The organism is Ancylomarina salipaludis, assembly GCF_004122035.1.
Classification (GTDB): domain Bacteria; phylum Bacteroidota; class Bacteroidia; order Bacteroidales; family Marinifilaceae; genus Ancylomarina; species Ancylomarina salipaludis.
Map to the genome: position 1 here is coordinate 45,109 of NZ_SAXA01000010.1, position 14,174 is coordinate 59,282.

General features: G+C 34.4%; 13 protein-coding genes. 10 read left to right on the forward strand and 3 right to left on the reverse strand.

Features of this window, described 5'->3' with window-relative positions; genetic code table 11:
- Positions 1-73 precede the first annotated feature (73 nt).
- A complete protein-coding gene (gene trhA / locus EO244_RS11565) occupies positions 74-718 on the forward strand; it encodes a PAQR family membrane homeostasis protein TrhA (RefSeq protein ID WP_129254838.1) in 645 nt (214 codons plus the stop codon).
- A 113-nt stretch (positions 719-831) separates the two neighbouring features.
- Here trhA and EO244_RS11570 read toward each other — a convergent pair whose 3' ends face one another.
- Positions 832-1,689, reverse strand: coding sequence for a mechanosensitive ion channel family protein (locus EO244_RS11570; RefSeq protein ID WP_206734548.1), 858 nt, complete (start codon positions 1,687-1,689; stop codon positions 832-834).
- Positions 1,690-1,782: 93 nt separating this feature from the next.
- Here EO244_RS11570 and corA point away from each other — a divergent pair, with 93 nt between their 5' ends.
- Positions 1,783-2,838: a magnesium/cobalt transporter CorA gene (corA, locus tag EO244_RS11575; protein WP_164977479.1), complete on the forward strand. Its 1,056-nt coding sequence runs from the start codon at positions 1,783-1,785 to the stop codon at positions 2,836-2,838.
- Between the two features lie 272 nt (positions 2,839-3,110).
- On the opposite strand, the gene EO244_RS11580 is transcribed toward corA, so the two are convergent.
- Both EO244_RS11580 and EO244_RS11585 read right to left on the reverse strand, forming a co-directional pair.
- Positions 3,111-3,824: a LytR/AlgR family response regulator transcription factor gene (locus EO244_RS11580; RefSeq protein WP_129254841.1), complete on the reverse strand. Its 714-nt coding sequence runs from the start codon at positions 3,822-3,824 to the stop codon at positions 3,111-3,113.
- A complete protein-coding gene (locus EO244_RS11585) occupies positions 3,824-4,585 on the reverse strand; it encodes a sensor histidine kinase (RefSeq protein ID WP_164977480.1) in 762 nt (253 codons plus the stop codon). Before EO244_RS11585 ends, EO244_RS11580 begins: the two co-directional genes overlap by 1 nt.
- A gap of 948 nt (positions 4,586-5,533) precedes the next feature.
- On the opposite strand from EO244_RS11585, the gene EO244_RS11590 reads away from it, so the two are divergent.
- From EO244_RS11590 to EO244_RS11625, 8 genes are all read left to right on the forward strand, one after another.
- Positions 5,534-7,684, forward strand: a complete 2,151-nt coding sequence (locus EO244_RS11590) for a leucine-rich repeat domain-containing protein (RefSeq protein WP_129254843.1) — start codon at positions 5,534-5,536, stop codon at positions 7,682-7,684.
- Between the two features lie 148 nt (positions 7,685-7,832).
- Positions 7,833-8,648 carry an Ig-like domain-containing protein gene (locus tag EO244_RS11595; RefSeq protein WP_129254844.1) on the forward strand — a complete coding sequence of 272 codons (816 nt, stop codon included), beginning with the start codon at positions 7,833-7,835 and terminating at the stop codon, positions 8,646-8,648.
- 41 nt (positions 8,649-8,689) lie between these two features.
- Complete coding sequence (locus tag EO244_RS11600) at positions 8,690-9,499, forward strand: Ig-like domain-containing protein (RefSeq protein WP_129254845.1); 810 nt, start codon at positions 8,690-8,692, stop codon at positions 9,497-9,499.
- Positions 9,500-9,635: 136 nt separating this feature from the next.
- The gene (locus tag EO244_RS11605) at positions 9,636-10,406 is read left to right on the forward strand and encodes a hypothetical protein (RefSeq protein ID WP_129254846.1); all 771 of its coding nucleotides are present in this window, start codon (positions 9,636-9,638) and stop codon (positions 10,404-10,406) included.
- 137 nt (positions 10,407-10,543) lie between these two features.
- A complete protein-coding gene (locus tag EO244_RS11610; protein WP_129254847.1) occupies positions 10,544-12,229 on the forward strand; it encodes a C1 family peptidase in 1,686 nt (561 codons plus the stop codon).
- 102 nt (positions 12,230-12,331) lie between these two features.
- Positions 12,332-12,730: a hypothetical protein gene (locus EO244_RS11615; RefSeq protein WP_129254848.1), complete on the forward strand. Its 399-nt coding sequence runs from the start codon at positions 12,332-12,334 to the stop codon at positions 12,728-12,730.
- Between the two features lie 263 nt (positions 12,731-12,993).
- Positions 12,994-13,485, forward strand: coding sequence for a DUF4625 domain-containing protein (locus EO244_RS11620; protein ID WP_129254849.1), 492 nt, complete (start codon positions 12,994-12,996; stop codon positions 13,483-13,485).
- A 155-nt stretch (positions 13,486-13,640) separates the two neighbouring features.
- Positions 13,641-14,075 (forward strand): hypothetical protein, encoded by a 435-nt coding sequence (locus tag EO244_RS11625; RefSeq protein WP_129254850.1) that lies wholly within the window; start codon positions 13,641-13,643, stop codon positions 14,073-14,075.
- Positions 14,076-14,174 lie beyond the last annotated feature (99 nt).

Below are 14,174 nucleotides of genomic sequence, written 5' to 3' on the forward strand. Positions count from 1 at the left end.
CAGAAATTTTTGGATCTGCGTATATTGTTTAACTTTAGTCATTAAAAATTTAAGCTTATACACTATTTAGCTGATGAAAAAGTCCGGAAATAAAACGTACTCCCCACTCGAAGAAAAGATAAATATTTATTCGCATGCTTTCGGATTTGTACTGTCTTGCATAGGTTTTGTTGCCCTAATCAGATCCGCTTATCTGCATGGTGAAACGAAACATCTGCTTAGCTTTGGTATTTTTGGAATGAGTATGATGATTCTTTTTGCCGCATCAACACTTTACCATCGGGCGGTAGATCCCGTTAAAAGAGCAGGTTTGAGAATCTTCGACCATGCTTCTATTTATGTTCTGATTGCGGGAACTTATACCCCCTTTTGTTTGGTGACCTTACCCGAGGGAACAGGGCTCATTGTTTTTGCAGCCGTTTGGCTGTTTGCTTTACTGGGCATTAGTATCAAGCTTTTTTTTACAGGGCGATTTTCTTTGATCTCCACCCTGATGTATTTATTTATGGGCTGGATGGTTGTTTTCATATATCAACCACTTGTCGAAAATCTTGCCGAAGCTGGTTTGTACTGGCTTTTTGCCGGAGGTTTAGCCTATACAATTGGCGCCATTCTTTATAGCATAAAGCGAATTCCATTAAATCATGCCTGTTTTCATATTTTGGTGCTGATCGGATGTTTTTGTCACTATATGAGCATCTATTTGTATGTGATTTAATTCTGCAGGAATTTTTCGAAAAGAATAAGGCCCCTCTTTTTTGTGAAAAGGAGGGGCCTTATACATAGCGGAATTTAAAAGCTTAGGAATATCAGTTCCTAAATCAAAGAATTCTAATTGTTTTGTTTGATATAAACGGTTCGGTGTGGGAAAGGGATTTCAACACCTTCCCGGTCAAATCGTTCTTTAATCGATTTAAACAGGTCACATTTCATTGTAAAAGCATTGCCCGAGGTTTCAGCCCAAATATAGGCTCTAAGAACCACGCTTGATTCGGCAAGTTGAATGACACGTACACAAACGGGATGTAGGTTATCTTTTATTTCTTCTTCAGTTCGATTATCCATGAAATTGGGGTGTGCCAAAGCTTCTTCCTGCATGATACGGCTAGCCAAATCGATGGACGATGCATAACTAATTCCAATTTCAAGAAATGAGCAAATCCTCGGGTCAGATATCGTGGAGTTTAAGATGGTTTCAGAACTGATAACTGAGTTGGGGATAATCACACGCCTGTTTTCAGGATTGCGGATAACCGTATGACGCAGGGTAATATCTTCGACATTTCCAAAGTTTAAATCACCTATCTTGATATAATCACCCACTCTAAAGGGTTTAAAAATAACGATGAAGATCCCGCTGATGATGTTCGAGAAGGCCTGTTGAGAGGCAAAACCCAAAATCGCCGCCAGTATACCGGCACTGGCCAGTAAACTGACACCTAAACTTTTCAGTTCAGGAATGGAATAGAAAATGATAATGACAACGGTGATAAAAATTAGGAAACTCACCGCATTCTTCAGAAAATTATAATTGGTTGGATCTACGTTTAGTTTGTCGGCCGATCGCTTCAGCACACGGGTCATAAAGAATCGAATCAGTTTTGATACGATGAATCCGGTTACCGCAACAAATATTACAAACAGGAGCTTATAACCGAGCCCAAGATCTTTTAGAATAGTTTCCAGCATTTCCATTTTTCTAAACGAATATTGATTAAATTTAAAATAGTTATATTAAAGGTAATATTATTCATATCTGTACAGATGATACCACATAAAAAAATGAAAAAAAATTCCTCTAAAAAAGGGATGCCACCCGGTTCTTTAGTTCATGTTGGACAACAAAATCTAAGTCAGGCTTCAATACAGGAAATCCGATTTAATGCCGATGAGTTTCACCTTAAGGAATATAAAAGTAATTTGGAAACGGTAAAATTCAATAGAAAACATTCTGATTGTGTGACATGGATCAATTTAAAAGGCGTTGATGTGCCTGCCTTGGAAAATATAGGCCTTCAGTTTAATATCCACAATTTGGTACTCGAAGATATTTTAAATACTTTTTTGAGACCCAAGTTTGAGGTTTTGGAAGATTATTGTTATCTCTCACTTAAAATGGTTTTAAATGAGAAAGATTCTCTGGCATATGCTTCTGTTCCCGTCCATTTTGTTTTGGGGGATAAGTTTGTCCTTTCATTTATCGATTCTGAAGATCCAATTTTTGATTCCGTGATATCCCGACTTCAAAATCAAAGCCGAAAGATAAGATCAAAAGGGGCCGATTATTTAATGTTTGCGCTTGCTGATCTGGTTGTTGACTGCTATTTTGAATTAATAGAAACGGGGAACGATATCATCGAAAGCCTTGAGGATTATGTGGTTCAGAATTCGGGAATTGATATTCCCGGTAAGATTAGAGAATACAGACGGGTTTTACTCAGAGCGCGCCGAAGTATTCTTCCTCTAAAAGAAGTTTACGATCAAATTATAAGTGGGGAACTGGATCTGATTGATAAGGAGAATCTTAAATATTACAGAGATACCGAAGATCATGTGATGTTTGTGCTCGATCAGTTGGATTTCCTGAGAGATAATTTATATGCTATTAATGATTCTTATCAGTCGATGCAGGATAATCAGCTGAATAAGATCATGAAGTTGTTGACCTTAGTGGCAACCATATTTATCCCCCTAACTTTTTTAGCAGGTATTTACGGGATGAACTTTTCCAATATGCCGGAGCTGAATTACCGATATGGTTACTTTTACCTCCTGTTTATTATGCTTGTAATGGCAATAGGAATGGGCATTTGGTTTAAGAAAAAGAAATGGATGTAGGCGAATTAAAATACGTGTTGCTAAATTACAAGATGATTAATTATTCCCGGATATAAAACAAAGGTTCAATTTTGTTTTATATTATCTCCTTTTGATGAAGGCCCCTTTCAAATAATAAAAAAAAACGTCTGTCTTGAAAGAGGCTTGATGCTGATAGGAGAATACACAATAAGTATAATTTTTTTTTTAATATACTTATTCATAATATAGATTAAAAAGCATCTCTAGTTTTAGTTGGTTTTTAATACTTAATTTTTGATTTACTTTTTAGATTATAGATATAGAATGTCGATATTTTCATCCAGATCTTTAAAAAATTGATCTTTTTTACCCTTAGAGATAGGTATTGTTTCATTATTTATTTTAATCATATTTCCTTCGATGCACGATATGTTATCAATATTGATGATATAAGATTTGTGAACCCTAAGGAATTTATCTTTGGGAAGATGTTCACTTAATTTGAATAATGATGTGAGGCTTGTATATTTATTATTTTTAGTAAAGATTTGTGTATATCTCTGCATACCTTGAATGTAAAGGATTTCATTGAGTGAAATATTAATAATTTTACCATCTACCTTAATGAATAATTTTCCTGCGTTAGTTTTATTTTCAGATGTTGAGATATTATATAGTGTGGCTTTATTCAATGCTTGTATAAAGCGGTTAAATTCAATGGGTTTGGTGAGATAATCGATTGCGTTTAACTCAAAGGCCTCCAATGCAGATTGTTCGCAAGCAGTTGTAAAAATAATTTTATAATTTCTGCGTAATGATTTGACAAAATCGGTGCCTTTCATTCCTGGCATATCGATATCAACAAAAATAATATCCACACTATTTTCGTATAGAAAAGAGTAGGCCTCTATTGCATTTGGAAAGGCTCCGGCACAGCTAAGAAATGGAATTTTTTCAACGTATGATAGCAACAAATCAATTGCTAGTTGCTCATCTTCAACAATTATACAAGTTTGATTTTTCATTACTTAGTTTTATTATAGATTTTTAGAACGATAGAATAAATATTGTCATTTATATTCTCTATTAGTTTATATCTGCCAGGATATAAGAGTTCTAACCGGCGTTTAGTGTTCTCGTTACCAATACCCGAAACAGAATGATTGGGTAAATTATAGATGGTATTTTCTACTTGAAATTCCAGATTTTTCGATTCATCTACAAAGCAGTTTATTGATATACTTGCTTCAGTGTTGTGAAATATATTTGAGTGTTTAAAAGCATTTTCTACAAAATTAATAAGCAGCATAGGTGTGATGAAATAATCATTAATGTAGCCATCGCTATATACGTCAATATCAGTAGATTTAGGTTTTTTAAGTAGTTGGAAGTAAACAAAATTCTCGATGAAATCAATCTCTTTATCAAGTGATATTTTAGACAGACGTGAATTATAAATATACGAGCGCATCATGTCTGAAAGACGAGAAATCATTACCGTTATATTCTCATCCTTTTTTATCGCCATACTGTAGATATTGTTGAGATTGTTAAAGAAAAAATGTGGATCTATCTGACTTTTTAAGTAGTTAAGTTCAGTTGTTATTTTTTCATTCTTTAATTGATATTCTCTTTCCAGACTATTTTGTAAATCATAATATGATCTTGCAAAAACTGCAATCACCGAATAATATAGTATAGATGGAATATTGTATGAATAGTTTTTTAAATATCCTCTCGTATTCCATTCAAACATATCCTTGATATAGAGTTGATAGCCTAGCATTATAGAAAAACAGAAGAATGATATAACCGCAAGTAAGAGTATATATATAGCAAATTTTTTCCAGCTAAGAAATTGACTAACAAGTAAAAAATAGTTTAAATAGAATATTGCTAGTGAAAATAGATTTTCACTTATGAACTGATTGAAGTTATTGGCTAATACGATTCCATCCACAAATAAATAGGGGGGTAGAATTAAGATACACCAAAGTATAAAATGGAGTAGTATTATTTGATATTTCTGTTTCCCTATTATCATATTAGTTTGTGAGTATTACGATACTTGAGGCCTCTAAAGTAGGAAAATAAGTTTAATAACTTGATTAATGTTTTATCACTTGATAAATGCAGTAGGGCTTTGGTTTATCTCATTTTAGCGAAAGTGTAATGCTTGCAAGTTGTTGGGATACAGTTTTGTTTTTTTGTATGACTGTTTTTGTAGTTAACAATCATATGCTTCAAGTCTTATTTCTGTGTTGAATGTTTTTGAGCATGTTTCATTTCTATTTGATCCCAGGCTGATGGCTTTCCTGTCAATTTTGATTCTGATTATATTTTAACTGGGGTAGGTAGCTCTTCCTTTTTTTTAAAAAAAGCTTTTTAGATACGAATTATTTTACGGGACGTAATTCTTGAAAAAGACTTACTGATTGCTGCAAGGGCTCATTAATGCCCGAGTAAAGGCAAGCAGTTAGATTCCTGTCTTCAGTATATAAAGCCCCCTTAACGGTTCGCAAACGATTCTAAATAATTGACATCATATAGTAAATTTTGAGGAATGATAGTGAAAGACAACAATTCGAAAAATCGATTATGCGTGAAAAGATGGCAATCGATACATATAATGAGCCGTTGAGATAAAAATATTTTTTATCCCGAAGGGCTGGGATATATTCGACCTAAATACTAACCCATAAATAGAAAAACTATGAAAATTAATCGACTAATTGTGTTTTTTTCGTTTCTCTTTTTACTTGGATCTTTGGCATCTTGTGAAAAGGATGATCTCGAGGGTAAAATTAAAGAGAGCGAAGATATGACAACTATCTATTTTATGACACAAGATAGTAAGAATTTAGATGTTGTTATTAAAACGAATCAGAAGGAACAGGAAATTTACTGGTTCGAAGCAGGTAAAAAGCAAACCGTGATCATACCTGATGATGGGGTTCTTAATCTTCCATCGAATACCGAATTAAGAGTGTTAAATAATATTGTTGATGAATTGAGTTGTACTACACCATCTCTTATTGGGTTTGATGTAGATAGCTTGGTTAGCTTGAAAGTCCTGGATCTTTCTAATAGTGGGATAACAGAAATGAAGGTGAGTAAATCTGTAAATTTACAGAGCTTGAATTGTTCAAGTACTCCAATTATTTCACTTGATCTGACAAGTAATACTAATTTGAAAGAATTGGATTGTTCACATACAAGTGTGGCAACACTGGATATTTCAGAAAATATTGCGCTGACAAAGCTTAATATTAGCGAGACCAATATCACAACATTAGATATGTCTAAAAATGTTGGGTTAATCGATTTTATCAGTCAGAATGCAGCTTTTGAAGAACTTACTTTTACTGAGAATATTAAGCTTGAAAATATTGACATTGAAAATAGTGCAGCATTAACAATGTTAGATTTATCGGGACTTGAGAATATCAAGACTCTGGCCTGTGCTAATCTTGAAAAAATTGAAAAGATTCTTTATGCTGCGACTGATATTTCAACTGTACCTGCTATAATAAAAGATAATAGTGTTATACAGGAATATTGTGCTATTGATGGTAAATGTAGATTGTCATTAAACTCTGTTTCCAACTACTATTTTGAGGATGGTGAATGGAAGAACGTAAGAGATATTCCTGCCTCGATGAATATAACCAATCTACGTAGCTATGGTAGACCTATAACCCTTATCTCTTTGGTGGATAATATTGTTATTGACAATGAGGGGGTAGAGACGAAGCTACCTGCCGATGAAGAGGTGGAATTATACATTCCTGGTAAGGGCTATATTGTTGTCGATAATGCAAAAGTGTTGCAGAAAATACAGTATACATGGAATGATGTAGAGGAGCTAGATGTAACGAATTGTTATGCATTGGAACATTTAGACTGTGGAGATACTAAAATTAAAAAAATAGATCTTACTAACTGTACGAAACTAAAATACTTTTCTGCCTCTTTGTGTTATGGCTTAACAGAACTTGATCTTACTCAATGTCCTGAGTTAACTGTAGCGAATTGTGGACAAACTTCAATTTCGACTATTAACCTATCCAATAATACAAAACTGGAAGAATTCTCTTGTCAAAATACGCAAATTGAGACCTTAGATTTGTCAGCTAATATAAATTTAAAGCAATTGAGATTTGGTCGTTCAAAAATTACGGCTATTGATTGTTCTATGCTGATAAATTTGGAATTCTTACATGCTGATAAGATTGGCTTAACAAATTTGGATCTGACTAATTGTACTAAGTTGAAAGAACTGTACTGCCTTGAGACAGACGTTAACAGTTTAGATTTATCTAAATGTGTTGATTTGGAAAAATTATATTGTGATAATAATGATTTACTAGCAACAATTAACGTTTCAGGTTGCAGTTCTTTATTAGAAATAAGCTGTTCTAATACAAAGCTTAGCAGTCTTAATTTAGCGGATGTTACTGCATTGGAGTCTCTTAGTTTTAGCGATACTCCAAATCTAAAGAGTCTTGATTTATCGACTAATGTTAACTTAACACATCTTGATGGATCATCTAGTTCATTAACTAGTCTGGACTTGTCTAGCTGTCCTTTAATTACATATTTGTCAATATCTTATTCTGAGATGGAAGAGCTGAATTTATCAAATTGTAATTCAAGCTTATACCTTTCTTGTTATAGTATGCCAAATATTTCCAAGATAATTTACAATGCAGCATCAATTGACGAAGTGTCTTCTAAGGTACTTGATAAAGGAAGTATTCAGGATTACTGTTTTGAAGATCAGACATGTCGTTTGTACATAAACGATACCGATAAGTTCTATTTTAAATACACAGGAAAACATCCTGATTATGGGTATGATATAGGAGAATGGTTTAAAGAGTAATAAATCATAAAAATAAATAAGAATAATATGTTATACACTTCGTTAGGTTTTCAATTCGTGGTAAGTATCATGTTTTGAATTATAAATGAGGGATTATCAACGGTAGAGATAAGCCTAACGAAGTGTTGGTATTTTTAAAAGTATAGATATGCAAATGAGAATTTTTAGAGTTGTAGTACTAGCCTTGTTGGTGAGTTTTTTTTCGTCATGTGAGAAAGAGGGAGGTGCAGAAAGACTGATGGCTGAAGAGTTGACTCTATCAGATACGGCTGTTAAGTTGGAAAAGATTGGTGAGACGTATCAATTGTATGCCATTGTTAAACCGGAAAATGCCGATAACAAAAGTGTGAAATGGAGTTCTGATGCACGTGATATCATGTCAGTTTCAAGTAGCGGATTAGTAACCGTAAAAGCTATGGGGTCAGCCACGATAACAGCAACTCTTATTTCTAATCCCGACATTTCAGCTTCTTGCGAACTTTCCTTAATAGCTGATGAGTTAGTGGGTATATGGAAATCTAAGGGGGCTGATGAGATGATAATCCAATTTAATGGACTGGCAAATCCGGAAGAGGGACGATTTACTTATGATGAGTTTATTACCTATTGCGAAGAGGGCTTGGCTGCTGCAACAACCGAGGAAGAAAAAGCTGATTTTACTGCAAATATTGCTTATGCTGAGCAATGTAAATTAATTTATGGTATAGGATACTCGTTGGAGATAAAGGAACAAAATGAGCTTAAAGTAATTTTGGGAAAAGAGGGCGTATACTGTACCGATTGTTCATGGAAGTCTATGGAATTGAATAAATACTATATCGATTTTACAGAGAACTGGAATTCTAAAAGAGTGCGAAACAGTATTTTAACACTTAGTGAAGATAAAAATAAGGCTGTTCTTGATTTATCGCCTGATCCTGCTGTAAGCCACACCTGGTATATCTCTTTAGAGAGAGTTGAGTAAAAAACAATCTTGAATATATTACAATCCAAACATATATTATAATGAAAGCTTTAAAGATAAATTTAATATTTGGTGCCTTAATTGGCCTATTCTTTTTTACCTCTTGTGATAAGGAGGATGCGGATAATACTATAGCTAGTATTAAGATTTTTGAAGAAATGACGGTTGAGTTGGGGTCTCAAATGAAGTTGGAGGCTGTTGTGTCTGGAAGTTCTGAAACACAGGAACTAGGTTGGTTATCTTATAATCCTGATTTTGTATCTATTGATAGTGACGGGAATATTGAAGCATTAAAATCGGGAATAGCTACAATAAAGGTTTATCTTCTTGATAAGCCGGAGGTGTTTAAGAAGTGTGCCATTATTGTAAATCCCGATCGTTTTCTTGGTAAGTGGACAACTGTAAATGATGTAGAAGTCGTATTAAACAATTTTGAAGGGCAGAGTGAGGTCACCTATTCTGCTTCAGATATTGTTAAATTACTTAATGATACTATTGTTTCGACAAGTGATTACGATAAGCGATCAGTTTATGTAGACCTGGTTAGGTTTATTATGTATACTAATTCTATTTTTGAAAAAGATTTTTCGTTTACGGTAGGGGAAGATTCTGATTTGGAAATTGAAGTTGTAAGAGGTGTTTATGAGGTAGAAGTAAGCGACCAATCCTGGTCAAGATCAAAAGAACCCTCTACTTATGAAGTGAACTATGTAGAGCATCATGATGAAGGCACTCAAATAGCCAGAGAAACATTAGTTACTCTTTCAGATGATATGAATTCTGCAGTTATGAGTTTGTTTCCTTTTACTGAAGGGTTTGATATTAGGGTTAAACTTGATAGGGTAGAGTAATTAAATAATAAGTATTGAAGAAGTTACGAAACAACCATGATATAATAATTATTAGTCCGATACTTCGGGTTAGACGGGTAGAGATCTTATTTAATTCATGGTTAGTTTCATCTGACAAATAAGAAAATATAAACAGATGAAAAATAGATTTATAAAATTGAAAGCTTTGTTGATATGTTCACTTATGCTTGTGTCACTTTTTTCTTGTACGAATAAAGAGGACGAGAACATAATCAGAACTGTAGTAGTGACCGAAACGTTTAAGACCATTAAGGCAGGAGAGTCTTTTGAGATTAGTCTTACCAAAGAATCTGCGGCTCAAAATTTAAGTTACAGAAGTTATAATCTTGAGGTGGCTACAGTTGATGATAAAGGGGTGGTTACTGGTTTAAACGCTGGTTTTGCAATAATTGGTATTGAGAATGAAAGCGGCGCGGAGGCGACTATTGAATTAACGGTAGAAAAAGCAGATTTTATTGTTCCTGCCGAGATCGTTGGACAATGGACAGGCGTGAAAATAGAACTTATCAATAAGGTATCGGGAGATATTTATGATGAGGAGACCATTCTGAGCATGCTAAATAGCGAATTGACTGATGCAGAGAAGGAAAGTTGGTTTAATTCTGTTAGAACCCAATATTCATATACCATGAATGATGACAATTCAATTGTTATGACACTTTCTATGGACGATGGAAGTAATAAGGATGTATATGGAGAGCTTTCAGAAGACGAAAAATACAAAAATACATATCATGCAACTTTTGATGTCGCTGCTAGTGGAATAAGCGGCATTGAAGTTTTAATGAATCAGCCAATTGTTTATAATGGCGAGTATGTGGCAATTGAGACGTCCTTCGGTCCTGATTTTGATCTTGTGACCTATTACAATATAGAGAGGGAATAATTTTTCATAAGCATTTTATGCTGAAATAGAACTAATATGCTGGTAAAGTGTTTCGCTTATTGCATATTAGTTCTATTCGTAATATTTCTCTTTTAATAAGAAAGACGACCTAACCTTAATTATAAAATTCATAATACATGAAAAAAATATTAATATGTCTTGTTGGTGTATTCATCCTATTGAAGGTTAATGCGCAGCTTAAAGACAACACAGGTTTGCCTGAAAAAAGATTTGGATTGATAGAAATTACTGCAGAAAATAGAGCAGAGGCTCTTGAAGCATTGAGCCGGATTCCCAAACTGTCTATTTCGCCTTCTTTAAAAACAGCGAAGTCAGGAGAAACTGCTGTCACTTTTGTTGATAATTCAGATACGAAATTCTTTCCACCGATAGTTAGTCAAATAAGTAACTCATGTGGTCCGGCATCAAATGTCCACTACATTTATACTTACGAGCTAAATCTTTTGCACGACAGAGATGGTAAGTTACCGGAAAATATTGCCAATTATATGTATATCTGGAACTTCATGAATGGAGGTATAGAGAGGGGAACATATGCCTGGGATGTTTATGCAACAATTGAAGCCAATGGTGTTGTACCAGAGTCGGTTTATGTAACCGAAAGCACTACGGAATGGGCATCTGGTTTCGATGTCTACAAAACAGGTATGTCTAATAGAGTTGGTACACTAAGTAGACTTGATCCAACTGTACCGGGTGATTTAGAATTAATGAAGCAATATCTTATCGATCACGGGAATGGTTCTGCTCATGGTGGATTGATCCAATTTTCTGCATTTGCTGATCCTTTGGCTGCAACCCCATATGATGAAGTAACCGATACCGGATTAAAAGCAATTATTCCTGAATTTGGTACCAGTGGAATGCATTCTATGGCTATTGTCGGATTTGATGATTCTGTTTGGTGGGATTATAACAAAGATGGTCAGAAGGACGATTATGAAATGGGTGCCTTTATTGTTGCGAATTCCTGGGGGACTTCCTGGGGAGATCAAGGAAAATTTTATGCTCCCTATCACACATTTACCACTTTAGAACAAGGTGAGGGAGGCACAGGAAATATGGGGAAGGAATGTTTAATGATTGCTGCTGAAGAGCGGGATGTTAAAGTTGCAATTTGCTTGGGTCTTGAGCATGATTCAAGAAATGATGTGAGCGTTAAGGTAGGCATAGCAGCTGATAAGGATGCAAAATATGCCACTACCAGCAGATATTTTAAATGGATGAGAAACGCTGGTGGAGATCATTATATGAGAGGTAAGTATGGACCTTCCAATAAAATTATTGAAGTAGGTATTGATGTGACAGATTTATTGGATGAAGTTGAGGGCACTGAATCTCCTGCATTCTTTGTTGATATAAATGATAAAGATGCCGGGGCTAAATCGGGTGATGGTGAAATTCTCTACTGTACTTTAGTCGATTATCGGACTACACCTGCTAAAGAATATATAGGAGTTGTTGATGCTAAGACATTGGAACCAGGTGAGTTCGTGAAAATTAAAATAAATACGACTCCTATTGCTGCTTTAAATGATAATGCGGGAACGGATTTTATGGGTTTTTCAACTCTTGTTGGTAAGCGGTGTGTGTCTGTCGTTCTGAATTCAAAGAAAGAAAGTCAGATTACAGCGGAATTATTAGATGAAGTAGGAAGTGTAGTCACAATTATGTTTGAAGATACGACAACGGTTGGAACAAACGTGAAGATTTGGGAAGCGAAAAATATTCCTGTTGGGAAATATACAGTTAGAGTGGTTGCAGATAATCAGATTATGTGTAAAACAATAGAACTTAAGTAAGCTGAAATAAGCATGTAAATTTTATGAATAAGTTCCACGATGTGGAATGATTAAAATTTACTTGCGGCTTCCATATGACAATTGAAAGAAAATTATAGACATATGAAACATATATTATTAATACTGCTTGTAGCAACAATTGCATTTGTTTCTTGTAGTAAAGATGAAGGATTTTTAGGAAGAACCGTTAAGGTGGATGGGGGCGATTATATTATGAATATGCCCACCTTAACCATCGATTATGCTACTTCAAAGCTTGAATTTACGAAATATTTTAAAGATGTAAAATTGGATGAAAAAGAAGATTGTATTGTAATTACAGCTTCTAATCCATTTAGTCAGAGCGCCTTATTTGAATCGATTATTTGTACTTATCATCTTTCAGATGGTAAATATGAATCACTTAATTTGGCTGTTGATTATTCCATTGAGAGTTTAAATGAACAATCAGTTAAAGATGTTCAGCAAATTCTTAGAGAGCAAACAACAATATTGCTATAGAATTTAGCTAAAGCATAAACTCTGACAGATAACATATGATACAGTCTGTCAATCATTGCTTGCAAAAGGTAATATTCTTGAGCCTTGTCATGTTTAAAATGAAAAACAATAGACTTTGACAAAGCTCAAGATCATCTTAGAAGGTTGCTTAATCGGGAGACTACTCTCGGTCTGCATAATTTGGGTTTTGATCAATTTTCTTCAGTGTGCTTATTGTGTTCTCTTTTACCCTCAGAAGAATTGTTATCTAAATAATATAATTTATGACGAAATTCTACCGTATTAAAAAATCGATTGATCGTATATTTATTATAAAGATTCCTTTGGTCTTATTTGCTTTAATGTCAATTTTCGGTTTTTCCAATCTGAATAATGATAAGATAGATGTAATATCTCCAGACATTAAATTATTAAGTCCTAAAATGTACACTGAGGTGTTGCCTGGAAGTAAGTTTTTTGTTAGAGCAGACTTGAAGGATAATCAAAAATTGGATTCCTATAAAATACGGATTGAAAAGGGAGGCTCTTCAGATGAAGAGTATGAGAAAGCCTTTTCTGTTTACTACAACCAAGATGCTTCAGGTAATCAATTGCCAAAAATTAATGGGGAGCAATTTGTGCAGTTTGAATTCGATGTCGAGGTTAAATCGAATGCTATTGTTGGAGATTATATTTTTTCTCTTGCGGTTAAGGATAAAGCTGGAAATCATCATGAAATTAAACGCTATTTTAATGTGTGTCGACCCCGATTGTAAGCCTGAAAGCTGTTGATTTCGAATAATAGGGAGAGTCCGTATGGATAGTTAATGAGAGTATGCTCTCGTTCTATTTATCACCAGTTTAAAGAGATGTAAATTAGTGTTTTAAGAATATTATATAAAAATACAGCTAACCATAAATCCTAAAGTTGATGAATTTCAAAGACTTACTATTTACCATGTGCCTTCTCCTTCTTATGAGTGGATGCGGGCCCAATAAACAACTTGCTCAGGTGGCAACATCAAGCTCAAAGCAAATGTACCAACTAATTGCACATAAAAAGTATGGTGAAAATGCTGAGTGCTTTCTAAACCCGAATCTGAGCTATGTACTTTGCCAAAAGCGGAATCCCGATACTCAGCTCATTCCGAATCAACTGATCGAATTTTTCGTTTACGATATTCAGAAACAGAAAATAATTTATGAGGATAAAATTGCTAATGCCGAAATTACCTGGCACAATAACACCCAGCTATTGATCACCAATCAGAGGGGATACATTACTGGCCCTACAGATACAGGAAAATGGACCTATTTATTCGATTTACTTACGAAGAAAAAAATTACCCCTGGAAAGACCCAATAAGATTACTTAAACCATAAGCTAACTAATAAACTTAACCATCCTGAAGATGGACGGGACGCCTAAGATTCCGATGCCTGTTCAATGGCCGAATAATCTTCG

What these genes read in the sequence shown, in the direction of transcription:
- EO244_RS11615 (WP_129254848.1), top strand. Translation starts at nt 12,332, where the DNA reads ATGAAACATATATTATTAATACTGCTTGTAGCAACAATTGCATTTGTT.
- EO244_RS11580 (WP_129254841.1), bottom strand. Translation starts at nt 3,824, where the DNA reads ATGAAAAATCAAACTTGTATAATTGTTGAAGATGAGCAACTAGCAATT.
- EO244_RS11570 (WP_206734548.1), bottom strand. Translation starts at nt 1,689, where the DNA reads ATGCTGGAAACTATTCTAAAAGATCTTGGGCTCGGTTATAAGCTCCTG.
- EO244_RS11600 (WP_129254845.1), top strand. Translation starts at nt 8,690, where the DNA reads ATGAAAGCTTTAAAGATAAATTTAATATTTGGTGCCTTAATTGGCCTA.
- EO244_RS11605 (WP_129254846.1), top strand. Translation starts at nt 9,636, where the DNA reads ATGAAAAATAGATTTATAAAATTGAAAGCTTTGTTGATATGTTCACTT.
- EO244_RS11610 (WP_129254847.1), top strand. Translation starts at nt 10,544, where the DNA reads ATGAAAAAAATATTAATATGTCTTGTTGGTGTATTCATCCTATTGAAG.
- corA (WP_164977479.1), top strand. Translation starts at nt 1,783, where the DNA reads ATGAAAAAAAATTCCTCTAAAAAAGGGATGCCACCCGGTTCTTTAGTT.
- EO244_RS11620 (WP_129254849.1), top strand. Translation starts at nt 12,994, where the DNA reads ATGACGAAATTCTACCGTATTAAAAAATCGATTGATCGTATATTTATT.
- EO244_RS11625 (WP_129254850.1), top strand. Translation starts at nt 13,641, where the DNA reads ATGAATTTCAAAGACTTACTATTTACCATGTGCCTTCTCCTTCTTATG.
- EO244_RS11585 (WP_164977480.1), bottom strand. Translation starts at nt 4,585, where the DNA reads ATGCTAGGCTATCAACTCTATATCAAGGATATGTTTGAATGGAATACG.
- trhA (WP_129254838.1), top strand. Translation starts at nt 74, where the DNA reads ATGAAAAAGTCCGGAAATAAAACGTACTCCCCACTCGAAGAAAAGATA.
- EO244_RS11595 (WP_129254844.1), top strand. Translation starts at nt 7,833, where the DNA reads ATGCAAATGAGAATTTTTAGAGTTGTAGTACTAGCCTTGTTGGTGAGT.